This window comes from Arthrobacter sp. P4_F11, from assembly GCF_056401395.1.
In genome coordinates this window covers 45106-64458 of the sequence record NZ_JBFUJK010000014.1, presented here as the reverse complement: position 1 = coordinate 64458, position 19353 = coordinate 45106, and the positions used below count along the sequence as shown (strand labels likewise).

Annotated in this window: 18 protein-coding genes; 11 read left to right on the top strand and 7 right to left on the bottom strand. The window is 66.8% G+C overall.

Annotation, left to right across the window (positions count from 1 at the left end; genetic code table 11):
* Window position 1: 1 nt before the first annotated feature.
* Window positions 2–787 carry a 2-oxo-hept-4-ene-1,7-dioate hydratase gene (gene hpaH, locus AC1DRO_RS15415; protein ID WP_476951480.1) on the top strand — a complete coding sequence of 262 codons (786 nt, stop codon included), beginning with the start codon at window positions 2–4 and terminating at the stop codon, window positions 785–787.
* Window positions 772–1605 carry an aldolase/citrate lyase family protein gene (locus AC1DRO_RS15410; RefSeq protein ID WP_476951479.1) on the top strand — a complete coding sequence of 278 codons (834 nt, stop codon included), beginning with the start codon at window positions 772–774 and terminating at the stop codon, window positions 1603–1605. The genes hpaH and AC1DRO_RS15410 overlap by 16 nt, the downstream gene beginning before the upstream one ends.
* Before the next feature lie 98 nt (window positions 1606–1703).
* Here AC1DRO_RS15410 and AC1DRO_RS15405 read toward each other — a convergent pair whose 3' ends face one another.
* The gene (locus tag AC1DRO_RS15405; RefSeq protein ID WP_476951478.1) at window positions 1704–3161 is read right to left on the bottom strand and encodes an amino acid permease; all 1458 of its coding nucleotides are present in this window, start codon (window positions 3159–3161) and stop codon (window positions 1704–1706) included.
* A 626-nt stretch (window positions 3162–3787) separates the two neighbouring features.
* Here AC1DRO_RS15405 and AC1DRO_RS15400 point away from each other — a divergent pair.
* Together AC1DRO_RS15400 and AC1DRO_RS15395 are read left to right on the top strand one after the other, a co-directional pair.
* Window positions 3788–3961 (top strand): hypothetical protein, encoded by a 174-nt coding sequence (locus tag AC1DRO_RS15400; protein WP_476951477.1) that lies wholly within the window; start codon window positions 3788–3790, stop codon window positions 3959–3961.
* Window positions 3958–5850 (top strand): hypothetical protein, encoded by a 1893-nt coding sequence (locus AC1DRO_RS15395; RefSeq protein ID WP_476951476.1) that lies wholly within the window; start codon window positions 3958–3960, stop codon window positions 5848–5850. The genes AC1DRO_RS15400 and AC1DRO_RS15395 overlap by 4 nt, the downstream gene beginning before the upstream one ends.
* A 171-nt stretch (window positions 5851–6021) precedes the next feature.
* Here AC1DRO_RS15395 and AC1DRO_RS15390 read toward each other — a convergent pair whose 3' ends face one another.
* Window positions 6022–7695, bottom strand: a complete 1674-nt coding sequence (locus tag AC1DRO_RS15390; RefSeq protein WP_476951475.1) for an ABC-F family ATP-binding cassette domain-containing protein — start codon at window positions 7693–7695, stop codon at window positions 6022–6024.
* A gap of 186 nt (window positions 7696–7881) precedes the next feature.
* Here AC1DRO_RS15390 and AC1DRO_RS15385 point away from each other — a divergent pair, with 186 nt between their 5' ends.
* From AC1DRO_RS15385 to AC1DRO_RS15365, 5 genes are all read left to right on the top strand, one after another.
* Window positions 7882–8643 carry a CPBP family intramembrane glutamic endopeptidase gene (locus AC1DRO_RS15385; protein WP_459385540.1) on the top strand — a complete coding sequence of 254 codons (762 nt, stop codon included), beginning with the start codon at window positions 7882–7884 and terminating at the stop codon, window positions 8641–8643.
* 69 nt (window positions 8644–8712) lie between these two features.
* Entirely contained in the window at window positions 8713–9153 is a 441-nt protein-coding gene (locus AC1DRO_RS15380) for a VOC family protein (RefSeq protein ID WP_476951474.1), read from the top strand.
* A 21-nt stretch (window positions 9154–9174) separates the two neighbouring features.
* Window positions 9175–10128: a 1,4-dihydroxy-2-naphthoyl-CoA synthase gene (locus AC1DRO_RS15375; RefSeq protein WP_476951473.1), complete on the top strand. Its 954-nt coding sequence runs from the start codon at window positions 9175–9177 to the stop codon at window positions 10126–10128.
* A gap of 23 nt (window positions 10129–10151) precedes the next feature.
* The gene (locus tag AC1DRO_RS15370; protein ID WP_476951596.1) at window positions 10152–11297 is read left to right on the top strand and encodes an AMP-binding protein; all 1146 of its coding nucleotides are present in this window, start codon (window positions 10152–10154) and stop codon (window positions 11295–11297) included.
* A 73-nt stretch (window positions 11298–11370) separates the two neighbouring features.
* The gene (locus AC1DRO_RS15365) at window positions 11371–12252 is read left to right on the top strand and encodes a 1,4-dihydroxy-2-naphthoate polyprenyltransferase (RefSeq protein WP_476951472.1); all 882 of its coding nucleotides are present in this window, start codon (window positions 11371–11373) and stop codon (window positions 12250–12252) included.
* Between the two features lie 72 nt (window positions 12253–12324).
* Here the strand turns inward: AC1DRO_RS15365 and AC1DRO_RS15360 are convergent, their stop codons facing one another.
* Window positions 12325–12648, bottom strand: a complete 324-nt coding sequence (locus AC1DRO_RS15360) for a DUF4229 domain-containing protein (protein WP_018775060.1) — start codon at window positions 12646–12648, stop codon at window positions 12325–12327.
* A gap of 129 nt (window positions 12649–12777) precedes the next feature.
* Here AC1DRO_RS15360 and AC1DRO_RS15355 point away from each other — a divergent pair, with 129 nt between their 5' ends.
* Together AC1DRO_RS15355 and AC1DRO_RS15350 are read left to right on the top strand one after the other, a co-directional pair.
* Window positions 12778–13206 (top strand): PLD nuclease N-terminal domain-containing protein, encoded by a 429-nt coding sequence (locus AC1DRO_RS15355; protein WP_476951471.1) that lies wholly within the window; start codon window positions 12778–12780, stop codon window positions 13204–13206.
* Window positions 13207–13366: 160 nt separating this feature from the next.
* Window positions 13367–14950 carry an alkaline phosphatase D family protein gene (locus tag AC1DRO_RS15350; RefSeq protein ID WP_476951470.1) on the top strand — a complete coding sequence of 528 codons (1584 nt, stop codon included), beginning with the start codon at window positions 13367–13369 and terminating at the stop codon, window positions 14948–14950.
* Between the two features lie 109 nt (window positions 14951–15059).
* Here the strand turns inward: AC1DRO_RS15350 and ccsB are convergent, their stop codons facing one another.
* The 4 genes from ccsB to AC1DRO_RS15330 are packed head-to-tail and all read right to left on the bottom strand — an operon-like array spanning window position 15060 to window position 19352.
* Window positions 15060–16178: a c-type cytochrome biogenesis protein CcsB gene (gene ccsB / locus AC1DRO_RS15345; RefSeq protein WP_459385545.1), complete on the bottom strand. Its 1119-nt coding sequence runs from the start codon at window positions 16176–16178 to the stop codon at window positions 15060–15062.
* Window positions 16178–17965: a cytochrome c biogenesis protein ResB gene (resB, locus tag AC1DRO_RS15340; protein ID WP_476951469.1), complete on the bottom strand. Its 1788-nt coding sequence runs from the start codon at window positions 17963–17965 to the stop codon at window positions 16178–16180. The genes ccsB and resB overlap by 1 nt, the downstream gene beginning before the upstream one ends.
* On the bottom strand, window positions 17965–18720 hold the full coding sequence (locus AC1DRO_RS15335; protein WP_243182122.1) for a cytochrome c biogenesis CcdA family protein: 756 nt from the start codon (window positions 18718–18720) through the stop codon (window positions 17965–17967). Before AC1DRO_RS15335 ends, resB begins: the two co-directional genes overlap by 1 nt.
* A gap of 11 nt (window positions 18721–18731) precedes the next feature.
* Window positions 18732–19352 (bottom strand): TlpA family protein disulfide reductase, encoded by a 621-nt coding sequence (locus tag AC1DRO_RS15330; protein WP_476870349.1) that lies wholly within the window; start codon window positions 19350–19352, stop codon window positions 18732–18734.
* Window position 19353 lies beyond the last annotated feature (1 nt).

The following is a 19353-nucleotide window of genomic DNA, read 5'->3' as shown; positions in this document are numbered from 1 at the left end:
CGTGCTGGATCCCGCGACGATCGAGGCCATCGCAGACGAACTGCTGGAAGCCGGCCGGAACCGCAAACCGGTCCCCCGCCTGACCACCCGCTACCCGGGGATGACGGTGGAGGACTCCTACGCAGTCCAACGGCTGTGGCGGCGGCGCAACGAGGACGCCGGACGCCGGCTCGTGGGCCGCAAGATCGGCCTCACGTCCAAGGCGATGCAGGCCGCCACCGGCATCACCGAGCCGGACTACGGCGCGATCTTCGATGACATGGTGCTGGAAACCGGCTGCTCCGTGGACTGGGACCGGTACACCCATCCCCGGGTGGAGGTGGAGCTCGCGTTCGTGTTGAAGACCGACCTCGCCGGTCCCGGCTGCACCATCTTCGACGTCCTGACCGCCACGGACTACGTGGTCCCGGCCCTGGAGATCCTGGACTCCCGGATCGAAATGGAGGGCCGGACCATCGTGGACACCATCGCGGACAACGCGGCGATGGGCGCCATGGTGATCGGCGGCAACCCCGTCCGCCCGGACGCCGTGGACCTGCGCTGGGTCTCCGCCATCCTCTACAAGAACCAGACCGTGGAGGAAACCGGCGTCGCGGCAGGAGTCCTGGACCACCCGGCCAACGGCGTGCACTGGCTGGCCAACAAGATCGCCGCCCACGGCGACGGCATGAAAGCCGGCGACATCATCCTCGCCGGCTCCTTCACCCGGCCCCTCTGGGTCTACAAGGGTGACACCGTGCACGCCGACTACGGACCCCTGGGGAGCATCACATGCCGCTTCGAGTAGAACCCGACGCCACCTTCAAGCACGCCCTGCGCAACCAAACCGGCGCTGCCGGCCGGCCGCTGGCCGGGATGTGGGTGTGCTCGGGCAGTCCCCTGGTGGCTGAGCTTTGCGCCGGGTCCGGCCTGGACTGGCTCCTGATCGACGCCGAGCACAGCCCGAACGGCCTGGAATCCATCCTGGCCCAACTGCAGGCAGTGCACGGCTACCCGGTCCATCCGGTGGTCCGGCCGCCGGTGAATGACACGGTGCTCATCAAGCAGTACCTGGACCTGGGCGTCCAGAACCTGCTGATCCCCATGGTGAACTCGGCAGCAGAGGCGGAGGCCGCCGTGGCCGCCACTCGCTACCCACCCCACGGCGTCCGCGGGGTGGGATCGGCCCTGGCCCGGGCCGCGCGCTGGAACCGGATCCCGGACTACCTCACCCGCGCCGCCGACACCGTCAGCGTCACCGTCCAGATTGAATCCGTTGACGCAGTGGCCGCCGTCGAGGAGATCCTCGAAGTGGAGGGCGTGGACGCGATCTTCCTCGGCCCCTCCGACCTCGCCGCCTCCATGGGGCTGCTGGGCCAGCAGGAACACCCCCGGGTGCGCGCCGCCGTCGAACGCTGCCTCGCCGCCGCCACAGCGGCGGCCAAACCTGCCGGCGTGAACGCCTTCAACCCGGCCACGGCCCGCGCGTACCTGGCCGCCGGCGCCGCGTTCGTGCTGGTCGGGGCCGATGTGTCCATCCTGGCCCGCGGCTCCGAGGCCCTTGCCGCCGACTACATCCCACCGGATGCGGTGGCTGAGCCCGGCGGCACCCCCGCCAGCTACTGAGGGCCCTCCGCATTAAGCGCGGTTAAACGCGACGGCGGCAGCCACCTTTTCCAGGTGACTGCCGCCGTCGCCGCGCTACGCGCCGGGACCGGTGGGTATCAGCTGTAGAGCTCGCTCTTGGGCGCGTTGTTCTTGACCTTCTGCCAGCCCAGCCACAGCACCAGGGCGAAGAACGGAACGGTCGCCAGGGTCCACAGGCCCAGGTGGAAGACCTCGCCGGTCTTGCTGGTCATGGTGTCGAAGCCGATCAGCACGGTGATGGCCAGCAGCGCGACCAGCCCGGCCCAGCTGGTCCACGGCGAGCCCGGCATGGGCAGGCTGGAGACGCGGCCCTTCTGGTGGCGCAGCGCGATCTGGCTGGCGAAGATGGCGCCCCACGTGAAGATCACGCCGATCGAGGCGGTGTTCAGCGCGAGGTCGAAGGCGTGCGAGCCGCCCAGCCAAATGTTCAGCATGATGCCCACGAGGTAGAAAGCGGCGATCGCCAGGATGGCTGCGTACGGCACGTGGCGCTTGGACATCCTGGTGAGCCACTGCGGGGCATGCCCGTTGTTGGCCATGGTGCGGAAGACACGGCCGATCGAGTAGAGGCCCGAGTTGCAGGAGGACAGCGCGGCGGTGATGACGATCATGTTCATCACGTCGCCCACCCAGCCGAGGCCCATCTGGCCAAACACGGTGACGAACGGGGACACGCCGGCCTTGTACTGGTCCGAGGGCAGCAGCATGGCCAGCAGCAGGACGGAACCGACGTAGAACACCACAATGCGAAGCACGACGGCGCGGATTGCCTTGGGCACTTCGCGCTTGGCGTTTTCCATCTCACCGGCGGTGATGCCGACGAGTTCGATGCCGTTGTAGGCGAAGATCACGGCGTTGAGCACGAGGACCATCACCAGGGCGCCCTTGGGGAACATCCCGCCGTCGTCGGCGAAGAGGTTGGCGACGGAGGCGTGGCCCGTGCCGACCTTGGCGTTGGTGACCACCATGAAGGTGCCGACGGCCAGGAAGATCAGGATGGCGCCGACCTTGAGGCAGGACGCCCAGAATTCAAATTCGCCGAACGCCTTGACGCTGAGCAGGTTGACGGCCACGAGCAGCGCGAGGGCCGCTATCGCGGAGGCTTCCACCGGTACGTTGGGGAAGAAGAACTGGAAGTACAGGCCGATCGCGATCAGTTCGGCGATCCCGGTCATGCCCCAGTTGATGAAGTACATCCAGCCGGAGAGGAAGGCGCCCTTCTTGCCGAACATTTCGCCGGCGTAGCTGACGAAGGAGCCCGAGGTCTGGCGGTACATGATGAGCTCGCCCAGCGCCCGCATGAGCAGGTAGGCGATCACGCCGGCGATGGCGTAGGAGAAGATCAGCGCCGGGCCCGTGGAGGCCAGGCGTCCGCCGGCGCCCATGAACAGGCCGACGCCGATTGCGCCGCCCATCGAGATCATCGTCACGTGGCGCCCGCTCAGGGTCTTCTTATAGCCCTCGGCGCTGAGGGTCGAGTCGACGGCGGATTCCGCGGGCGCGCTCTTGAGTTCTGTGGGGGTAATTGATGGCACAGCTGATTCCTTGCAGGTCGAGGTATGGCCGGGACAAGACCGTGGATTCAGGTACACAAAATTCGGTCCTAAGCCCTATGCAGGGGCCAAGACATGTACCGAACCTCACAAGTGTCGAAGCTCGCGCGGCTCATCTATCGTACTAGCATCCAGGACCCCGGCGTGACGCGGGCGACACCCAGAACCGGTACGAAACCGCCGCAACACCGTTTAATTCATGCAAAAGCGCAGGTCAGGCCGCTTTTTCCATTACTCTGAGCAACACCGGCGGGACTTTCCGGCCGGTGCGCCTGCAACATCATTGCAGGCCATGGCAGGAACGCCGTGAGTCAGGGGGGACTATGAAACCGAGAGCGCTACTGCCTGCAGTGCTCCTTCTTGTGCTAGCGGGGTGTTCGAGCGGCGGTTCCGGTCCGGCCGGACCCAGCGACAGCCGCACGGCTTCAGCGCCGGCACCGTCAACATCACCAACAGCAGATTCTCCGGCGCCGGGTACCTCCGAGCCTGCCGATGTTTCCACTTCGCTGAACGCGCCCGCCGCATTGCGGCAGCCCGTCTGCACTGCAACAAGCGACGGGTCGTGGTCTTTCAAGGGCACCCTCGTTAACGACACGGATAGGAACAGAGTGTTCACTGTGGCCATCGCGGTGACCGTTGGCCCCACGGTGGCAGGGCACACACTCATCACCCAAGTCGTTCCAGCCGGCCAGTCAGCCGCCATTGCTGCCGCGAACTTCGCCAAAACCAAGGACAGCGACGGGACCTGCACGCCGGTCGTTTCCGTAGAGGATGCCCCATGAAAAAGCAGCTTTTTCTCTTCACGGCGGTGATCTTCGGACTTATTGCCGGGCCGCTGGCAGTCGGTCCGGCCTTCGCTGAGGACGCGCCGGTTGCAGCGCTGGAAACGGGCCCGACCGCCACGCCGACCGGAACGCCGTCGCCGACCGGGTCCGCCTCGGCAGCCACCGCTCCGGCTCTAAATGGAACTGCGACTCCCACTGCGACGGCGAAACCCACCGCGGAGCAGACGCTTCCCCTTGTCGAACCGACGCCGACCCCAACCTCGACCCCGACAAAAGAGCCGACGTCTCCGTCCGTCGTCGTCAAGCAACCCATCGAGACGAAGTGGACTGCGCTAAAGGGCGCCGCCGGCACCCTCGGCGCGCCGACCGGCAACCAGGTGTGCTCACTCGGCGTCTGCAGCCAGACGTTCGACGGCGGATCCATTTTCTGGACTTCTGCGACGGGGGCGCACCCCGTCCTGCGGACCGAGGGACACACCGGCCCCCGCTGGCATGCGAAGGGCGGCCTGGCGTTGTTCGGCTATCCCGTTACGGATGAGACTCCGGCTTCTGGCCGAACCATCCAGAAGTTTTCCACTGGCCGCGTACTGGCCTGGACAGGCACGCGGATGCTGGAGCTCTCGGCCTCAAGCGGCATCGGTAGCCGTTGGGTCGCCGCCGGCGGCGAGGCCGTACTGGGCCTTCCCATAACCGCCGAGGCCTGCGGGCTGAGGGCATCAGGGTGCTTTCAACAGTTCGACAAAGGCTACATCTACTGGGCGCCGGGAATCGGCGGCCATGTCGTCTGGGGTGGCATCCTGGGTCGTTGGAAGGCGGGCGGGGCACAGAACAGCCTGCTGGGCTACCCGCTCACCGAGGAAACCTGTGGTTTGACGGCGGGGGGCTGTGTGCAGCACTTCCAAGGTGGCAGCATCTTCTGGTCGCCCACGACAGGCGCACACGAGACCCTCGGCGCTATCGGCAACCGCTATTCAGCCGCCGGAACGTCACGAAGCATGCTGGGGTACCCGCTCACAGGCGAGATCTGCGGACAACCCGGCCGTGGCTGCGTGCAGCGATTCCAAGGCGGAAGTATTTACTGGTCGCCCACCACGGGTGCGTGGATTTCCGGCAGGGGAATCGACAGCAAGTTCGTCTCAGCCGGCGGCCCAGGCGGCTCGCTGGGGTATCCCATCGCGAGCGAGCGCTGTGTTGCCGACGCCTGTGCGCAGTCCTACCAGCGCGGGGATATCACTTGGGCCAAGTCCGGTGCCCGGCTTTACGGGATGTCCGAATGCCATAAGCTCAACAACGGCCAGGCCAAGTACCCCACTTACGGAGCGAACCGCGTCCTCCTCACTTGGACACAGGACTACGGCATGTCCCATGCGACCAACCTGTATTGCAAGAACGTCGCCGGAGCCTATGTGCCGGACTGGCGGACTGACGGTTACGTCGGCAAATCGGGGTTCAAGCGGCCGGGCGTGCCATCCGGCCCCACCCGGAACCTGTACTCCCCCACGGGGTCGTTTTCCGTCACGGAAGCCTTCGGTCTGGGCAACCCGGGAACGAAGCTTTCCTACCGCACGCTGAACCCCCGTTCGCGATGGGGCGGCAACCCTTGGACGCCCACGTACAACAAGTATCACGAGTCGTCCTCCTGGGTCGGCTGGGACGAGAACATGTGGTGGTTCGCCAGCGGGGGCTACTACCGCCAGGGCGCGGTCATCAACTACAACCGGCCCAACATCGTCCAGGACGCGGGCTTCGCCATTTTCCTGCACATGAACAAGGTGCCGACAGCCGGTTGCATCTCACTAGATGACTGGGCAGTGGTTGACTACCTCCGCAAGTCCACCCCGGGCGACCGGATCCTCATGGGGACCTACGGGGCACTGTTCCGTTAGCTCCAGAACACTGGAGCTTGAAGCTAACGCCCGGCGCCCTCGGCCCGGGCGTTAGCCATTTCCAGGGCTCGCCGCGACATGGACGGGGACACTATGCCTCATTAGTCACGCCAAACTTCTGAAGGGCCGAACAATGTTTCATTTGGCTCGCGCCAATCCCGGCGTATCGCTCTACTCTGTCAGGGCGCCGTCCCGCATCGCGTACCGGAGCCAGTTCCCGGCGCCGTTTCCGTGCCCGGTTTCCTGCCTGGCTCCATGGCCCGTTCCTCGCCGGGCGCAGGTGCTGAACCACTCACCCAGCGCGCGGTCGTGGCTGACCATGACCAGTGTCCCTGAGAACTCGGACAGGGCCGCTTCAAGCTGTTCCACGAGCACGGGCGCCAGGTGGTTGGTGGGCTCGTCCACCAGCATCGTCCCGAAACCGCCCAGCAGCAGCCGGGCCAGCGCCAGCCTGCGTTGCTGCCCCGCGGAAAGACTGCCCACCGGCACGTGGAATTCGCTGGTCCGGAAGAGCCCCAGGCGCAGCAGCGCCTCGGCGTGCTCATCGATATTGCCGCCCAGGCCCGCGGCAAAGGCCGGCAGGAGCCGCAGTCCCGGGCGCTGCGGGAGTTCCAACTCCTGCTGCAGGTAGCCGATCCGGCCGTGCCTCACCACTTTGCCCTGGGCCGGTTCCAGTGTGCCGGCGAGGACGGACAGCAGCGTGGACTTCCCGGCACCGTTGGGGCCCGTAATGAGGATTTTCCGGCCGGCTTCCACCCGGAAGTCCGTGGGTTCCAGCCGGCCGGGCACCGCGACCCCCTTCGCCTCGAGCGCCGGGCCATCTTCCACGTCCGCCCGCAGGTCCGTTGCCAGTTTCAGGGGCACCGGGGGACGGTCAATGGGGTTTGCCTCCAGCCGGCGCAGACGCTCCTGGGCGTTGCGGACCTTGCTGGTGGCCGCCTTCTGCCACGTGCCGGCCTTGAAGTCGAACCCCATCTTGTCGCCGTCGCGCTGGCGGGCGTAGCCCATCTTGCCGGCAACCGTGTCCGCCTGGAGCCGTTCGGCCGCCATCGCGTCCAGCCACCCGCGGTACTGCTGTGCCCAGCGCTGGCGCTCGGCAGCCTTCTCCCGCAGGTAGCCTTCATAGCCGTTGCCATACCGGTTGACCGACCGGCGCTCGGCATCGACCTCAATCACGGTTGAGGCCACTTTGCGCAGCAGCACGCGGTCGTGGGAGACCACCACGACCGTGCCGCGGTGCGCGGCCAGCCGCGCCTCCAGCCAGGCCGTGCCGGACGCGTCCAGGTGGTTGGTGGGTTCGTCCAAGAGCAAAATGTCCGCGGGATCGGCGAGAACGCAGGCCAGCGCCACCCGTTCCTGTTCCCCGCCGGAGAGCGAGCCCAGCGTCCGCATCCGGTCCAGCCCGCCCAGGCCGAGCCTGTCCAGCGCCGCTTCCACGCGGGATTCCGCGGCGTAGCCTTCCCGGAGCTGGTACTGCGTCTGCAGGTTTCCGTAGCGCTCCAGTTCGTCCGCTTCCGCGCCGGCCAGCCCGTCCTCCAGGCGGTCCAGCTCGGCCTCCAACGCGCGGAGCGATTCCAGTGCGGCGTCGATCGCGTCGCTGACAGTGAACTGCTCCGGCATGCCATGGGTCTGGGCGAGGTAGCCCACGCGGCCGTGGCTGACGGACGTGCCCTCGTCCGGGGCCTCGAAACCGGCCAGAATCCGCAGCAGTGTGGATTTGCCCGCGCCGTTTTCGCCGACGATCGCCACATGTTCACCGGCCGTGATGGCAACGTCGACGCCGGCAAAGAGCTGGCGGTCCCCATAGCGGTGGGATACGCCCGAAAGGCGGAGATGTTCGCTCAAGGAGTCCTCGCAGTCGGTGCCAGCCTGCCCGACGGCGGCTTGCGTCCTCAGTATGGCACCGCCGGCCGTCACTCGGGCACTGAGGCCCTGGGCACTGAGGCGGGTGCCGCCGTCGGGCGTCAGGTCTGCGATGGCGCCGGGGATCAGCTGGACCGCGTCCTCCTGCCTCGACGCTAGGCTGGGGGCATGGGCACAGCTCTCCGTACACCACCCGCGCCGCAGCCGGAGCTTTACCGGTTCTCCCGGCTGGATTTCATCACTGTTGGACTCTATGTTGCCGTGGCCGGTCTATTCGCCGTGGCGGGCAGCCTGCTGGAGCCGCTGCTGCTGCAAATATCGCCCAATCCTGCGGTGGCGTCCTACGCGGTGAACCTGATCTTCTACGCAACGGTCGGCGCCCTTGCCCTGACCGCGGCGCGGCATGTTGCGGTCCGCGATCTCCGCGTCCTTGCCACAAGGCCCTGGTTCACGGCCCTCATGGTGCCGCTGACCGTCGTGGCGATGCTCATCCTCACCGCGGTTCTCGTGGCCCTCAGCGGACCGGTGCAGACCTCCGCCAACCAGGCCGGCCTCCAGGCGCTCATGCAGCAGGTCCCGGTCTGGCTCATGGTCCCCCTCCTGGTGTTGGTCGGCCCGTTCGTCGAGGAGTACATTTTCCGCCATTTGCTGATCGGCAAACTGAGCCGCCGGGTCAACCTCTGGGTCTGCTGCATCATGTCCGTGGTCCTCTTCGCGGCCCTGCACATCGTGGGCCAGGAGCAAATGACCCTGCAGGTGCTGATGCCGTACCTCGCCATGGGCGCCGTCCTGGTGTTCGTGTACGTCTGGACCGGGAAGAACGTCATGTTCTCCTACTTCGTCCACGCCTCCAAGAACCTCCTGGCGGTCATCTTCATCTACGCCATTCCGCCCGAGGTGCTTGAACAGCTGCAGCAAGTGCAGGGGTAACCGAAGCAAGGCGGCGGCGCACGGGGTGGGACACTACCGCCGCAGGCCGCGACGTCGTAGGTTCTTCCCATGACACTGAAAATCCAGATAGTCGTCGACTGCAAAAACCCGCACGAGCTCGCCGACTGGTGGGCCGAAACCCTGGAATGGGCCGTGGAGCCGCAGGATGAGGTTTTCATCCACTCCATGATCGAGCAGGGCTTCGCGACGGAGGCGGAGACCACCACACACCGGGGCAATCTCGTGTGGCGCGAGGGCGCCGCGATCCGCCCACCCGAGGAACTCGACGCCAAAGCGCCCGCTCACCGCGTTTTGTTCCAGATTGTTCCGGAGGAAAAGACGGTCAAGAACCGGGTCCATTGGGACGTGCGGCTCGCGGGAGGGGACAAGGACGCCGTACGGGCGGCACTTGAAGCGCGCGGCGCCACGTTCCTCTGGACCGCCAACCAGGGACCGCATTCCTGGCACACCATGGCGGACCCGGAAGGCAACGAGTTCTGCATCAGCTGACGCGATTACTAGACTCGGACTGTGAGCAACGAAATCCCCGCCAAGGTATCCGACATCTTTGACCCCTCCCGGTGGCGCACCGTGTCCGGTTTCGACGACTTCCAGGACATGACCTACCACCGGCAGGTGGAGCGCTCCGCCGACGGGAAGGTGGTCCGGGACCTGCCCACCGTCCGCATCGCCTTCGACCGTCCCGAGGTCCGCAATGCCTTCCGGCCCGGCACCGTGGACGAACTCTACCGCGCCATGGACCACGCCCGGATGACCCCGGACGTGGCCACAGTCCTGCTCACCGGCAACGGCCCCTCCCCCAAGGACGGCGGCCACTCGTTCTGCTCGGGCGGGGACCAGAGGATCCGCGGCCGCGACGGGTACCGGTACGCACAGGGCGAAACGACGGAATCCATCGATCCCGCCCGTGCCGGCCGGCTGCACATCCTGGAAGTCCAGCGGCTCATGCGCACCATGCCCAAGGTGGTCATCGCCGTCGTCAACGGCTGGGCAGCCGGCGGCGGGCACTCCCTCCACGTGGTCTCGGACCTCACCATCGCTTCCCGGGAGCACGGCAAGTTCAAGCAGACGGACGCCACCGTGGGAAGCTTCGACGCCGGCTACGGTTCGGCCCTCCTGGCCCGCCAGATCGGCCAGAAGTCCGCCCGGGAAATCTTCTTCCTGGCCCGCGAATATTCGGCCGAGGACATGGTCCGGATGGGCGCCGTGAACGAGGCCGTGGACCATGGACGCCTTGAGGAGGTCGCCCTGGAGTACGCCGCTGACATTGCCCGGCAGTCCCCGCAGGCCATCCGCATGCTCAAGTTCGCGTTCAACCTGGCCGACGACGGCCTGGCCGGCCAGCAGGTCTTCGCCGGCGAGGCGACCCGACTGGCGTACATGACGGACGAGGCCGTGGAGGGCAAGGAAGCCTTCCTCGAGAAGCGCGATCCCGACTGGTCCGCATTCCCGTACTACTTCTAAGGCGCGCTGTGACTTCCGGAGCCATGAACATCGAGCCTGCGCTCAAGGCGCTGGCTGCTGCCCTCCACGGCGAGGGACCCGCCGTCGAACTCTCCGCCGGGCCGGACGGCTCGCCGGTGCTGGGATTCCCCGACACGGCCGGCATCGAGGACGCGGCCGTCGTGGTCCGGACCTCCGGGTCCACCGGCACGCCGAAGGCGACCGTCCTGACCGTCGATGCCCTGGCGGCCTCGTCTGTGGCGACCGCCTTTGCGCTCAAGGGCGAGGGCCAATGGCTGCTGGCCCTTCCCGTCCAGTATGTGGCCGGCGTCCAGGTGCTGGTCCGCTCGCTCTTTGCCGGGACCCGCCCGTGGGTCATGGACCTGTCCGGCGGTTTTACGCCGGAGGCCTTCACCGCCGCGGCGCTGGAGCTCACGGACAAGCTCCGCTTCACCTCGCTGGTGCCCACCCAGCTCCAGCGGCTGCTGGACGCACCCTCCGCCGAGACGCTGGCGGTGCTGCGGCGCTTCAACGCCATCCTGCTCGGCGGCGGACCCGCGTCCGCGGAGCTGCTCGACGCCGCCAGGGACGCCGGCGTGCGGGTGGTGACCACCTACGGCTCGTCCGAGACCTGCGGCGGGTGCGTGTACGACGGCTTCCCGCTCGAGGACGTCCTGGTCCGGGTGGAGGACGACGGCCGCATCCTGCTGGGCGGGGCAACCATTGCCGCCGGCTATCTTCAGGCCCCAGAGCTCTCGGCAGCGGCGTTCATCGAAGCCGACGGCGTCCGCTGGTACCGGACCAATGACCTCGGTGAACTGGACGCCGACGGCCGGCTCACCGTGCTCGGCCGGGCCGACGACGTCGTCATCACCGGCGGCGTCAAAGTTTCCGCCGCCCATGTCCAGGCTGAGCTGGAAAAGCTCGACGGCGTGCGGGCGGCTTTTGTCGCCGGTGTGCCGTCCGCAGAGTGGGGCCACGCCCTGGCCGCGTATGTCGCAGTGGCCGACAGTTCCCCGGAAGGGCTGGCGGCGTTCGCCGACCGCCGGAACCAGACCTGGGTACCGTCGCTGGGCGCACTGGCCCCGAAAACAGTGTTGCCCGCCGCGGAATTGCTCATGCTGCCCAACGGGAAACCGGACCGGCTGGGCATGACGGTCCTGCTGGACGCCCTCCATCAGGGAAAATAGACAAGCGCTTCCGGCTTCCGGCCGGCAACTCAAACCACCAACGAGCATTCAACCAACCAACGAGGTACTGACCGTGGCCACAGCCGCACAATGGATCCAAGGCGCCCGACTGCGCACCCTGCCGGCCGCAATCGCGCCGGTGCTGATCGGCAGCGCAGCCGCCTACGAGATGGATTCGTTCATCCTGCTGAACGCCGTGCTGGCCGCCCTGGTCGCCCTGCTCCTTCAGATCGGCGTCAACTACGCCAACGACTACTCAGACGGGATCCGGGGCACGGATGAGGACCGGGTGGGTCCGCTCCGGCTGGTGGGCTCGGGCGCGGCCAACCCGGAGCACGTCAAACGGGCCGCTTTCGCGGCGTTCGGGCTGGCGATGCTGTTCGGCCTGATCCTCGTGATCATCACGCAGGCCTGGTGGCTGATCCTGGTCGGCGTCGGCTGCGTGCTGGCCGCCTGGGGCTATACCGGCGGCAAGAACCCGTACGGCTACCTCGGCCTGGGTGACGTCTTCGTGTTTGTGTTCTTCGGCCTCGTCGCAACGCTGGGTACCACGTACACGCAGGCGGGGCAGCTGAGCCTTGCCGCGATCATCGGGGCGATCGGCACCGGGCTGATCGCGTGCGCCCTGCTGATGGCCAACAACGTCCGCGACATCCCGACCGACAGGAAGGCGGGGAAGAAGACCCTGGCCGTGCGGCTCGGGGACAAGCATGCGCGCGAAAGCTATGTGCTGATGCTGGCCGTCGCGATCCTGCTGGTCATCGTCCTGGCCCCCGCCCGGCCCTGGATGCTGATCGTGCTCCTGCTGATCCCCGCCAGCCTCATGCCGTCCTGGCTGATGATCGCCGGGCGCCGCCGCAAGAGCCTTATCCCAGTCCTGAAGCAGACCGGACTAATCAACCTCGGCTTCGCCGCGCTGTTTTCACTCGGGCTCGTCCTTAGCCACGGCTTCTAAGCCGGGGCTGCCCGGGACCAGCCTGGGGCTCTAAGCCGCGGCTTCCCGGGGCTGCAGGGGACCAACCCGGGCTCAGGCCCCCGGTTGCCGGGAATCTTTGGGGCGGTTGTCCGTGCGGACGGCAATGTCGGGGTTCTCGTCCACGAGGCGGTCTTCGGCCTCGGCGTCGGCCACTTCGCCTGCGCTGCGCATCGGCTTGGCCTTGCCCGAGAACCGGTGGTGGAGCGTCGCGGTGGCCGCGTCGCGTTGCTTCTGGAAGAACAGGAAGCTGACCGCGAAGGACATCATTCCGGCGCACAGGGCGGCCAGGAGCACCCCCAGCTGCAGGTAGAGAAAGAGCGCAAACAAGGGCGCAAACAGCGCCAGTCGAATAAGGGTGTATTTGAGGAAGGCCACGCCTCAAGTTTAGCCGCCAGGACGGCGCGCTGCTTCGGCCATCCCGCTCCCCTCGTCCGCGGTCCCGGCAGCCAGCACCCGGGCATAGTGACCGGCGCCGTCGAGGCGCCCGACGGCTAGACTGAAGATATGCTCCGTGTAGTGGTTCCGATCGTCATACTGGCCGTGTTTGTCTATGGACTGGTGGACCTCATCCGCACTGACGCGCGGCTGACCAGGGGCATCTCCAAGACCGCCTGGATCTTCGTGCAGGTCCTTCTCCCCGTGGTCGGCGCCACCCTGTGGTTTCTCATGGGACGCCCCCGCGTCACGGACACCGCACCGGTCGCCTACAGCCACCCGGTAGCGCCCGATGACGACCCCGAATTCCTGCGCAACCTTGAGATCCGCCACCGCAACCAGGCCGAGGCCGACAGGCTCAAGAAGCTCAAGGAAGAACTCGACGCCAAGGACCGCAAGCACGACGCCGGCAACGCGGAAGCCGGCGGCAGCGAAGGCGCCGGCGGTGCCCACGAACCCGGCGACGCCGGAACGCCCGGCACCGACGAGGTCAAGTAGCCCCAGCTCAAGTAGGTGCGTTGACCGTTCCACTATTCCTGCCACCTCCATGGTGGATACCGACGAAGTGCCCGGTGCCAAGCGCGAATCCGGAGCTTAGAATGTCTAGATCGTCGGCCGACGCATCTGAGCTCGGAAGTGGTGGAAATGCGTTTGAACCATGGATAACATTTCGCGCAGGGCACTGCTTACCGCCGGCTTGGGTGCCGGCATTCTCGTTTCGTTGCCCGGGGCCGCTGCGCCGGGCATCTCGACCGCGCAGGATGCCGGACTCCGGAGCGACCCGTTCACGCTCGGCGTCGCCTCAGGCGAACCCTGGCCGGATGGCTTCGTGCTCTGGACCCGCTTGGCGCTGGACCCGCTCACCGAGGACGGCCTCGGCGGGATGCCGTCCCGAAGCATCCCGGTAGCCTGGGAGGTAGGCGAGGACGCCGCGCTGGGCAAGGTGGTGGCCCGGGGCCTTGAATACGCCCATGAAGAGAACGCCCATTCCGTACATGTGGAATTGCGGGGACTCCAGCCGGGACGCGAGTACTTTTACCGGTTCCGCTGCGGACGCCATGTCAGTCCCACTGCCCGGACGCTTACGAGCCCCGCACCACATGAGACTCCGGCGGCGCTCGCCATGGCCTTCGCCAGCTGCGCGAAGTATGAGCAAGGCTACTTCACGGCATACGCGCGCCTTGCCCAAGACCACCCTGACCTGGTGCTGCACCTTGGCGACTACGTGTACGAACGCCGCAGCGGCACCGATGTCCGCGAAGTCGCCCGCAACCGCGACGTACTGGAGACGGTAACGCTTGAGGGCTACCGCCAGCGCCATGCTCAGTACAAGTCCGACGCCGATCTGCAGGCTGCGCATGCGATCGCACCGTGGCTGGTGGTCTGGGACGACCACGAAGTCGACAACAACTATGCGGATGACGTTCCCGAGGACAGGAGTCCGGCCGAGATGAACGATACCGCTGCGCGCTTCCGTGTGCGCCGTGCCGCGGCGTTCAAGGCCTACTACGAGAACATGCCGCTCCGCGCGTCCTCTGTGCCGGCCGGAGCGGACATGAAGATATATCGCACGATCCCTTGGGGCCAGCTGGCCAATTTCCATATGATGGACACCCGCCAGTATCGGGATGCCCAGGTTTCCGGCGGCTGGGGCAAGAATCTTGCCGGGCGGCTGGACAAGAACCGCACTATCACCGGCACCCGGCAGGAGAACTGGCTCCTGGAAGGATTCAAGAACTCCACCCAGCGCTGGGACATCCTGGGTCAACAAGTCTTCTTCGCCGAACGGGACCGCAATAAGGCCGCCGGTATCGACGACGTCTCCATGGACAGCTGGGACGGCTACGCGGCATCGCGCCGGCGTATCACCCAGGGCTGGGTGGATGCCAAGGTGCGTAACGCCGTCGTCCTCACAGGGGATGTGCACCGGCACTGGGCCAACGAACTGAAGATCGACTATAAGGACCCTGACTCGCCGGTGGTGGGCTCAGAACTGGTCAGCACGTCCATTACCTCCGGGGGCAACGGTTCGGCTGCTACGGTCGATCCCATCATGGCGTGGAACCCGCATTTGAAGTTCTTCAATAACCAGCGCGGCTACGTGAATACACGGATCACCAAGGACTCCCTCCGGGCGGATTTCCGGGTACTGGACTTCGTCAGCAGGCCGGGGTCCCCGGTCAGCACCAAGGCCTCGTTCCAAATCAACGACGCCGTTCCGGGCCTTGACCCCCGCGCTTAGGCGCGGCAAGACGCACCTCTCCCCCGGCCGGCCCAACCGCCCTCCTTGGACACGAATGGCCGCCAAACCCAGGGGCTTGGCGGCCATTCCGTTCGCGAATCGCTGCGGCTTACAGTCCCGAGTAGGAGTGCAGGCCGTTGAAGAACTGGTTCACGATCGTGAAGTTGAAGACCACGCACAGGTAGCCGACGATCGACAGCCAGGCGGCACGGGTTCCGGTCCAGCCGCGGGTGGCGCGGGCGTGCAGGTATCCGGCGTAGACCACCCAGATCACGAACGTCCAGACTTCCTTCGTGTCCCAGCCCCAGAACCGGCCCCAGGCTTTCTCCGCCCAGATGGCGCCGAACATGAGGGTAAACGTCCAGCCGACGAACGCGATCGCGTTGATGCGGTAGGACAGGTTCTCCAGGCTCAGGGCGTTCGGGACCAGGCGCATGAACCCGAGCTTGTCGGCTCCGCCGGCGGCGATGGTCTTCTGCCGGTGCGACTGCACGAGCTGCAGCGCGGACATCGCGAAGGTCAGGGTGAACAGGGCCGAGGACATTACCGCGATGGAAACGTGGATGATCAGCCAGTAGCTCTGCAGCGCCGGCACGAGATGGCCCACGGGGGTCCAGAAGGCGATGGAGGCGGCAACCAGCATGATGATGGCCAGGCCGATCACGAAGGTGCCCAGGAAGCGCAGGTCGCGGCGGATCAGCACCAGCAGGAAGACGGCCACGGCCACGAACGCGCCCGTGGTGAGGAATTCGTACATGTTGCCCCACGGCACCCGGCCGGCACCGAGCGCGCGGGTGATCACGCCGGCCGCATGAATCGCGGCGCCGAGGACGGTCAGCGCGACGGCGACGCGGGCGGGGGCACGCCGCTCGCCGGCGTAGCGCATGCTGCCGTCGGCGGTCTGGCCCGCGCCTGCGGCGGTGCCCGGGCGGGAGGTGGCCGACGTCGGACGCTCGGCACGGCCTGCCGGGCCGCTGACGTCCGCATCGGAGCGGGCGACGTCGGCTCCAGCGGCCCCCGCGCCGACACCGACGGGAACGCGGGCGGCATTGGCCTCGGCCGCCGCACCGGAGAGCTCCGCGGCCTTGAGGTCCACCGCGCGCAGCGTCTTGCTGCTCTTGGCCAGGTCCCAGGCGAAGGCGATGAACGCCACCGTGTACGTGCCGGCGGCCAGCAGCATGAACAGCTCGCTGTACTGGCCCATGGTTTCGTTGATCGAGAACGGCATTACTGATCCTTCTTCGACTCGGAAGAGCCGGCTGTTGACTGGATGAAGTCTTCTGCGGGTTGTTCAGGAGCGGCGTGCGTGCCGCTGGCACCTGTGCTGCCTGTTGCCGTGCTGGCCTTATCCGCCCGGTCATTATCCGCTGTTGCGCTGGGAGCGGGCTGGGAGCCGGTCGCGGCCTCATCGCCCAACAGCCAATCGTCGGAAAGGAGTTTGCGGATTGCTGCGGCCTCCCCGGCCAGGCGGTGGTCCTCACCGCGGGCCAGGAGACCGTACTCAACCATGGTGCGGCCGTCCTCGTGGGTGCCGGTGCGGACCCAGACGCGGCGGCGGTTCACGTAGAGCGAGGTCACGAGCCCGGCCACGGCCAGGAGCGCGAAGATCAGGGCGTACAGCTGGCCCGGGTTGTGGTGGATGTCCACGCCGATGTAGCGCTTGACGCCGTCGAAGCTGATGGAACCCTTCCCGTTCGGCAGCGTGTAGCTGCTCCCGGGCGCCAGGACGATGCCCTTGGTGTCCAGGTTGCGGGCGTTGAGCGGCGTCAGTTTCTTGACGTCGAGCTCAAAGACGTTCTGCGGGGAGCCCGCGTCCAGTCCGAGGTCGCCGAAGTAGGAGTTCAGGGTCAGCTGCGGGTTGATGAGCTCCGGATCGCCGCTGAAGGACACACCCTTGTCGGTGACAAACGCCGTCGGCAGGAAGAACCCGGCGAAGGCGAGCTGTTCGGGTTTGGCGTCCGGAACCTTGATCACCACGGAGGAGTAGTAGTTCTCGCCCTGGAGCTTGGCCACCACGGGTCCCTGCATGGCAACATTGCCCGCGCCGTCGCGAATCGTGACGACGGGAGCGTAGCCGTTGCCGGTGAGGTACACGCTGGTGCCGCCGAGGCTGAGGGGGTCGTTGACCTTGAGCACCTCCTTCTTGGCGGGTGCGTCCGGGTTTTCCTTCGTGGTCACGGCGGCGGTGAAGTCGATGGGCTGACCGAACTTGCCTTTCGATTCACGGTCGAAGGTGATGTCGAACTTGTCCAGCTGGACCGAATAGGGCTGCAGCTGGCTGCTCTGGAAATTGGTGCCGGGGGTGAACTGGTCGTAGCCGACGAGGGTGTTGACGAACGTGTCGCCCTCCACCAGGATGCGCTGCCCGCTGTAGCCGAAGAGGCCGCCGGCCGCCACCGAAACCAGCACCCCGATCAGCGCGGTGTGAAAGACGAGGTTGCCGACTTCCTTCAGGAAACCGCGCTCGGCACCCAAGGACGGGCGGGCGCCGTCGCGGTCCCGCACGTCGACGCGGTAGCCGCGCTTTTTCAGCAGCTCGGCGGCGTCGGTGATGGCGGCCGACGCCGGGATCCCGGCATCGGCCGGAATCACCAGGGTGCCGTATTCGGGGAGCCTGGACAGGCGGGCGGGGGTGCGCGGGGGCTGGGAGCGCATCGCTTTGTAGTGCGCGATGGCGCGCGGGATCACGCAGCCAATCAGCGAGACGAACAGCAGGATGTAGATCGCGGAAAACCAGGCAGAGGAGTAGACGTCGTAGAGCTGCACCGAGTCCAGGATCGAGCCGTAGTCCGGGTGGTCCTTGATGTACTGCGTGACAATCGCCGGGTTGGCCGGGCGCTGCGGAAACAGCGAGCCGGGCACGGCGGCGACGGCCAGCAGCAAGAGCAGGAACAGGGCTGTGCGCATGCTGGTCAGCTGCGTCCACGCCCACCGGAGCATGCCCAACGGACCCAGCGTGGGCAGGACGGCCTCGGGCTTCGGGGACTTCTTCTTTTCGTTCACGCGCTCGCTCATCAGATTGGCAAATTCACATCGGTTTGGAACCAGTACTGCAACCCGGAGACCCAGGTGCCCCACACACCGCTCGCCATCAGGATCCCAAGCAGGATCAGGATGCCTCCGCCGGTGCGCTGGATGGCGAGCCGGTGGTTGCGGAAGAAGGACATCACGCCAATGCCGCGGCGCACGGCCAGGGCGATCAGCAGGAACGGGATTCCCAGCCCAAGGCTGTAGACGAACGCCAGGAACGCCCCCTTGGCCGCCGAGGAGCCGCCGGAGAGGCTAAGCAGCTGGACGGCCGAATACGTCGGACCGATGCACGGCGCCCAGCCCAGCCCGAAGGTGATGCCCAGCAAGGGCGCACCCCACAGACCGGCCGGGGGTTTTGCATGGATCTTGGCATCGCGCTGGAGCCAGCCGAAGCCGCCCATGAACACCACGCCCATGACGATCACCAGGACGCCCAGCAGCTGGGTGATCCACATGTTCTGCGAGCCCGTGATGAAGCTGCCCAGCTGCCCGAAGGCGCCGCCGAGCAGCACGAAGATCACGGAGAAACCGAGGACGAACAGCCCGATGCCGGCCAGCATGCGCCCGCGCTTTTGCTTCTGCAGGTCGACGCCGGTCAGCCCCGTCACGTAGCCCAGGTATCCGGGCACCAGCGGGAGGACGCAGGGCGAGAGGAAGGAGACCAGTCCGGCCAGCAGCGCGACGGGAATGGCAAGCAGCAGCGATCCGTTCAGGATGGCTTCGGCGAAGGGGCTGTTCACGGTGGGCCGCGCTACTCGGCCACGGCGGCGGCGATGAGGGACTTCAGGGTGCCCTGCTGGATTTCGCCCAGGACCCGGGAGGCGACGCGGCCCTGCTTGTCCAGCACGAGGGTGGTGGGCACGGCGCCGGGCGGCACGAGGCCGGAGACGGCCAGCAGCACGGCGCCGTCCTTGTCGTTGAAGCTCGGGTACGTCAGGTTGAAGGTCTTGTCGAACGCGTCGGCCGTGGCCTTCTCATCGCGCAGGTTCACGCCGAAGAACTGTACGCCCTTGGTCTTGAATTCCTGGTTCAGCGCCTCGAGGGAGGGCGCCTCGACCCGGCAGGGGGCGCAGGCGGCAAACCAGAAGTTCAGCACGGTGACTTTGCCGGGGAAGTCCGCCGACGTGACGGCCGTGCCGTCGAACAGCGTCCCTTTGAGCGCCACGGGACTCTTGCGGTCCGCGACGGCGAACTCGGTCACGGACCCGTCGCCGGCCACGTAGTTCTTGTTGTCCCCGGCCTTGGCCTGTTTGGCGAGGGCGTCGTCCTGGGCGCAGCCGGAGAGCCCGAACACCGCGGCCAGCGCGGCCCCGCCGGCGGTCAGGACGCTGCGGCGGGACAAAGGCATGTTTTCGCGGCGGTTCGCGGCCATC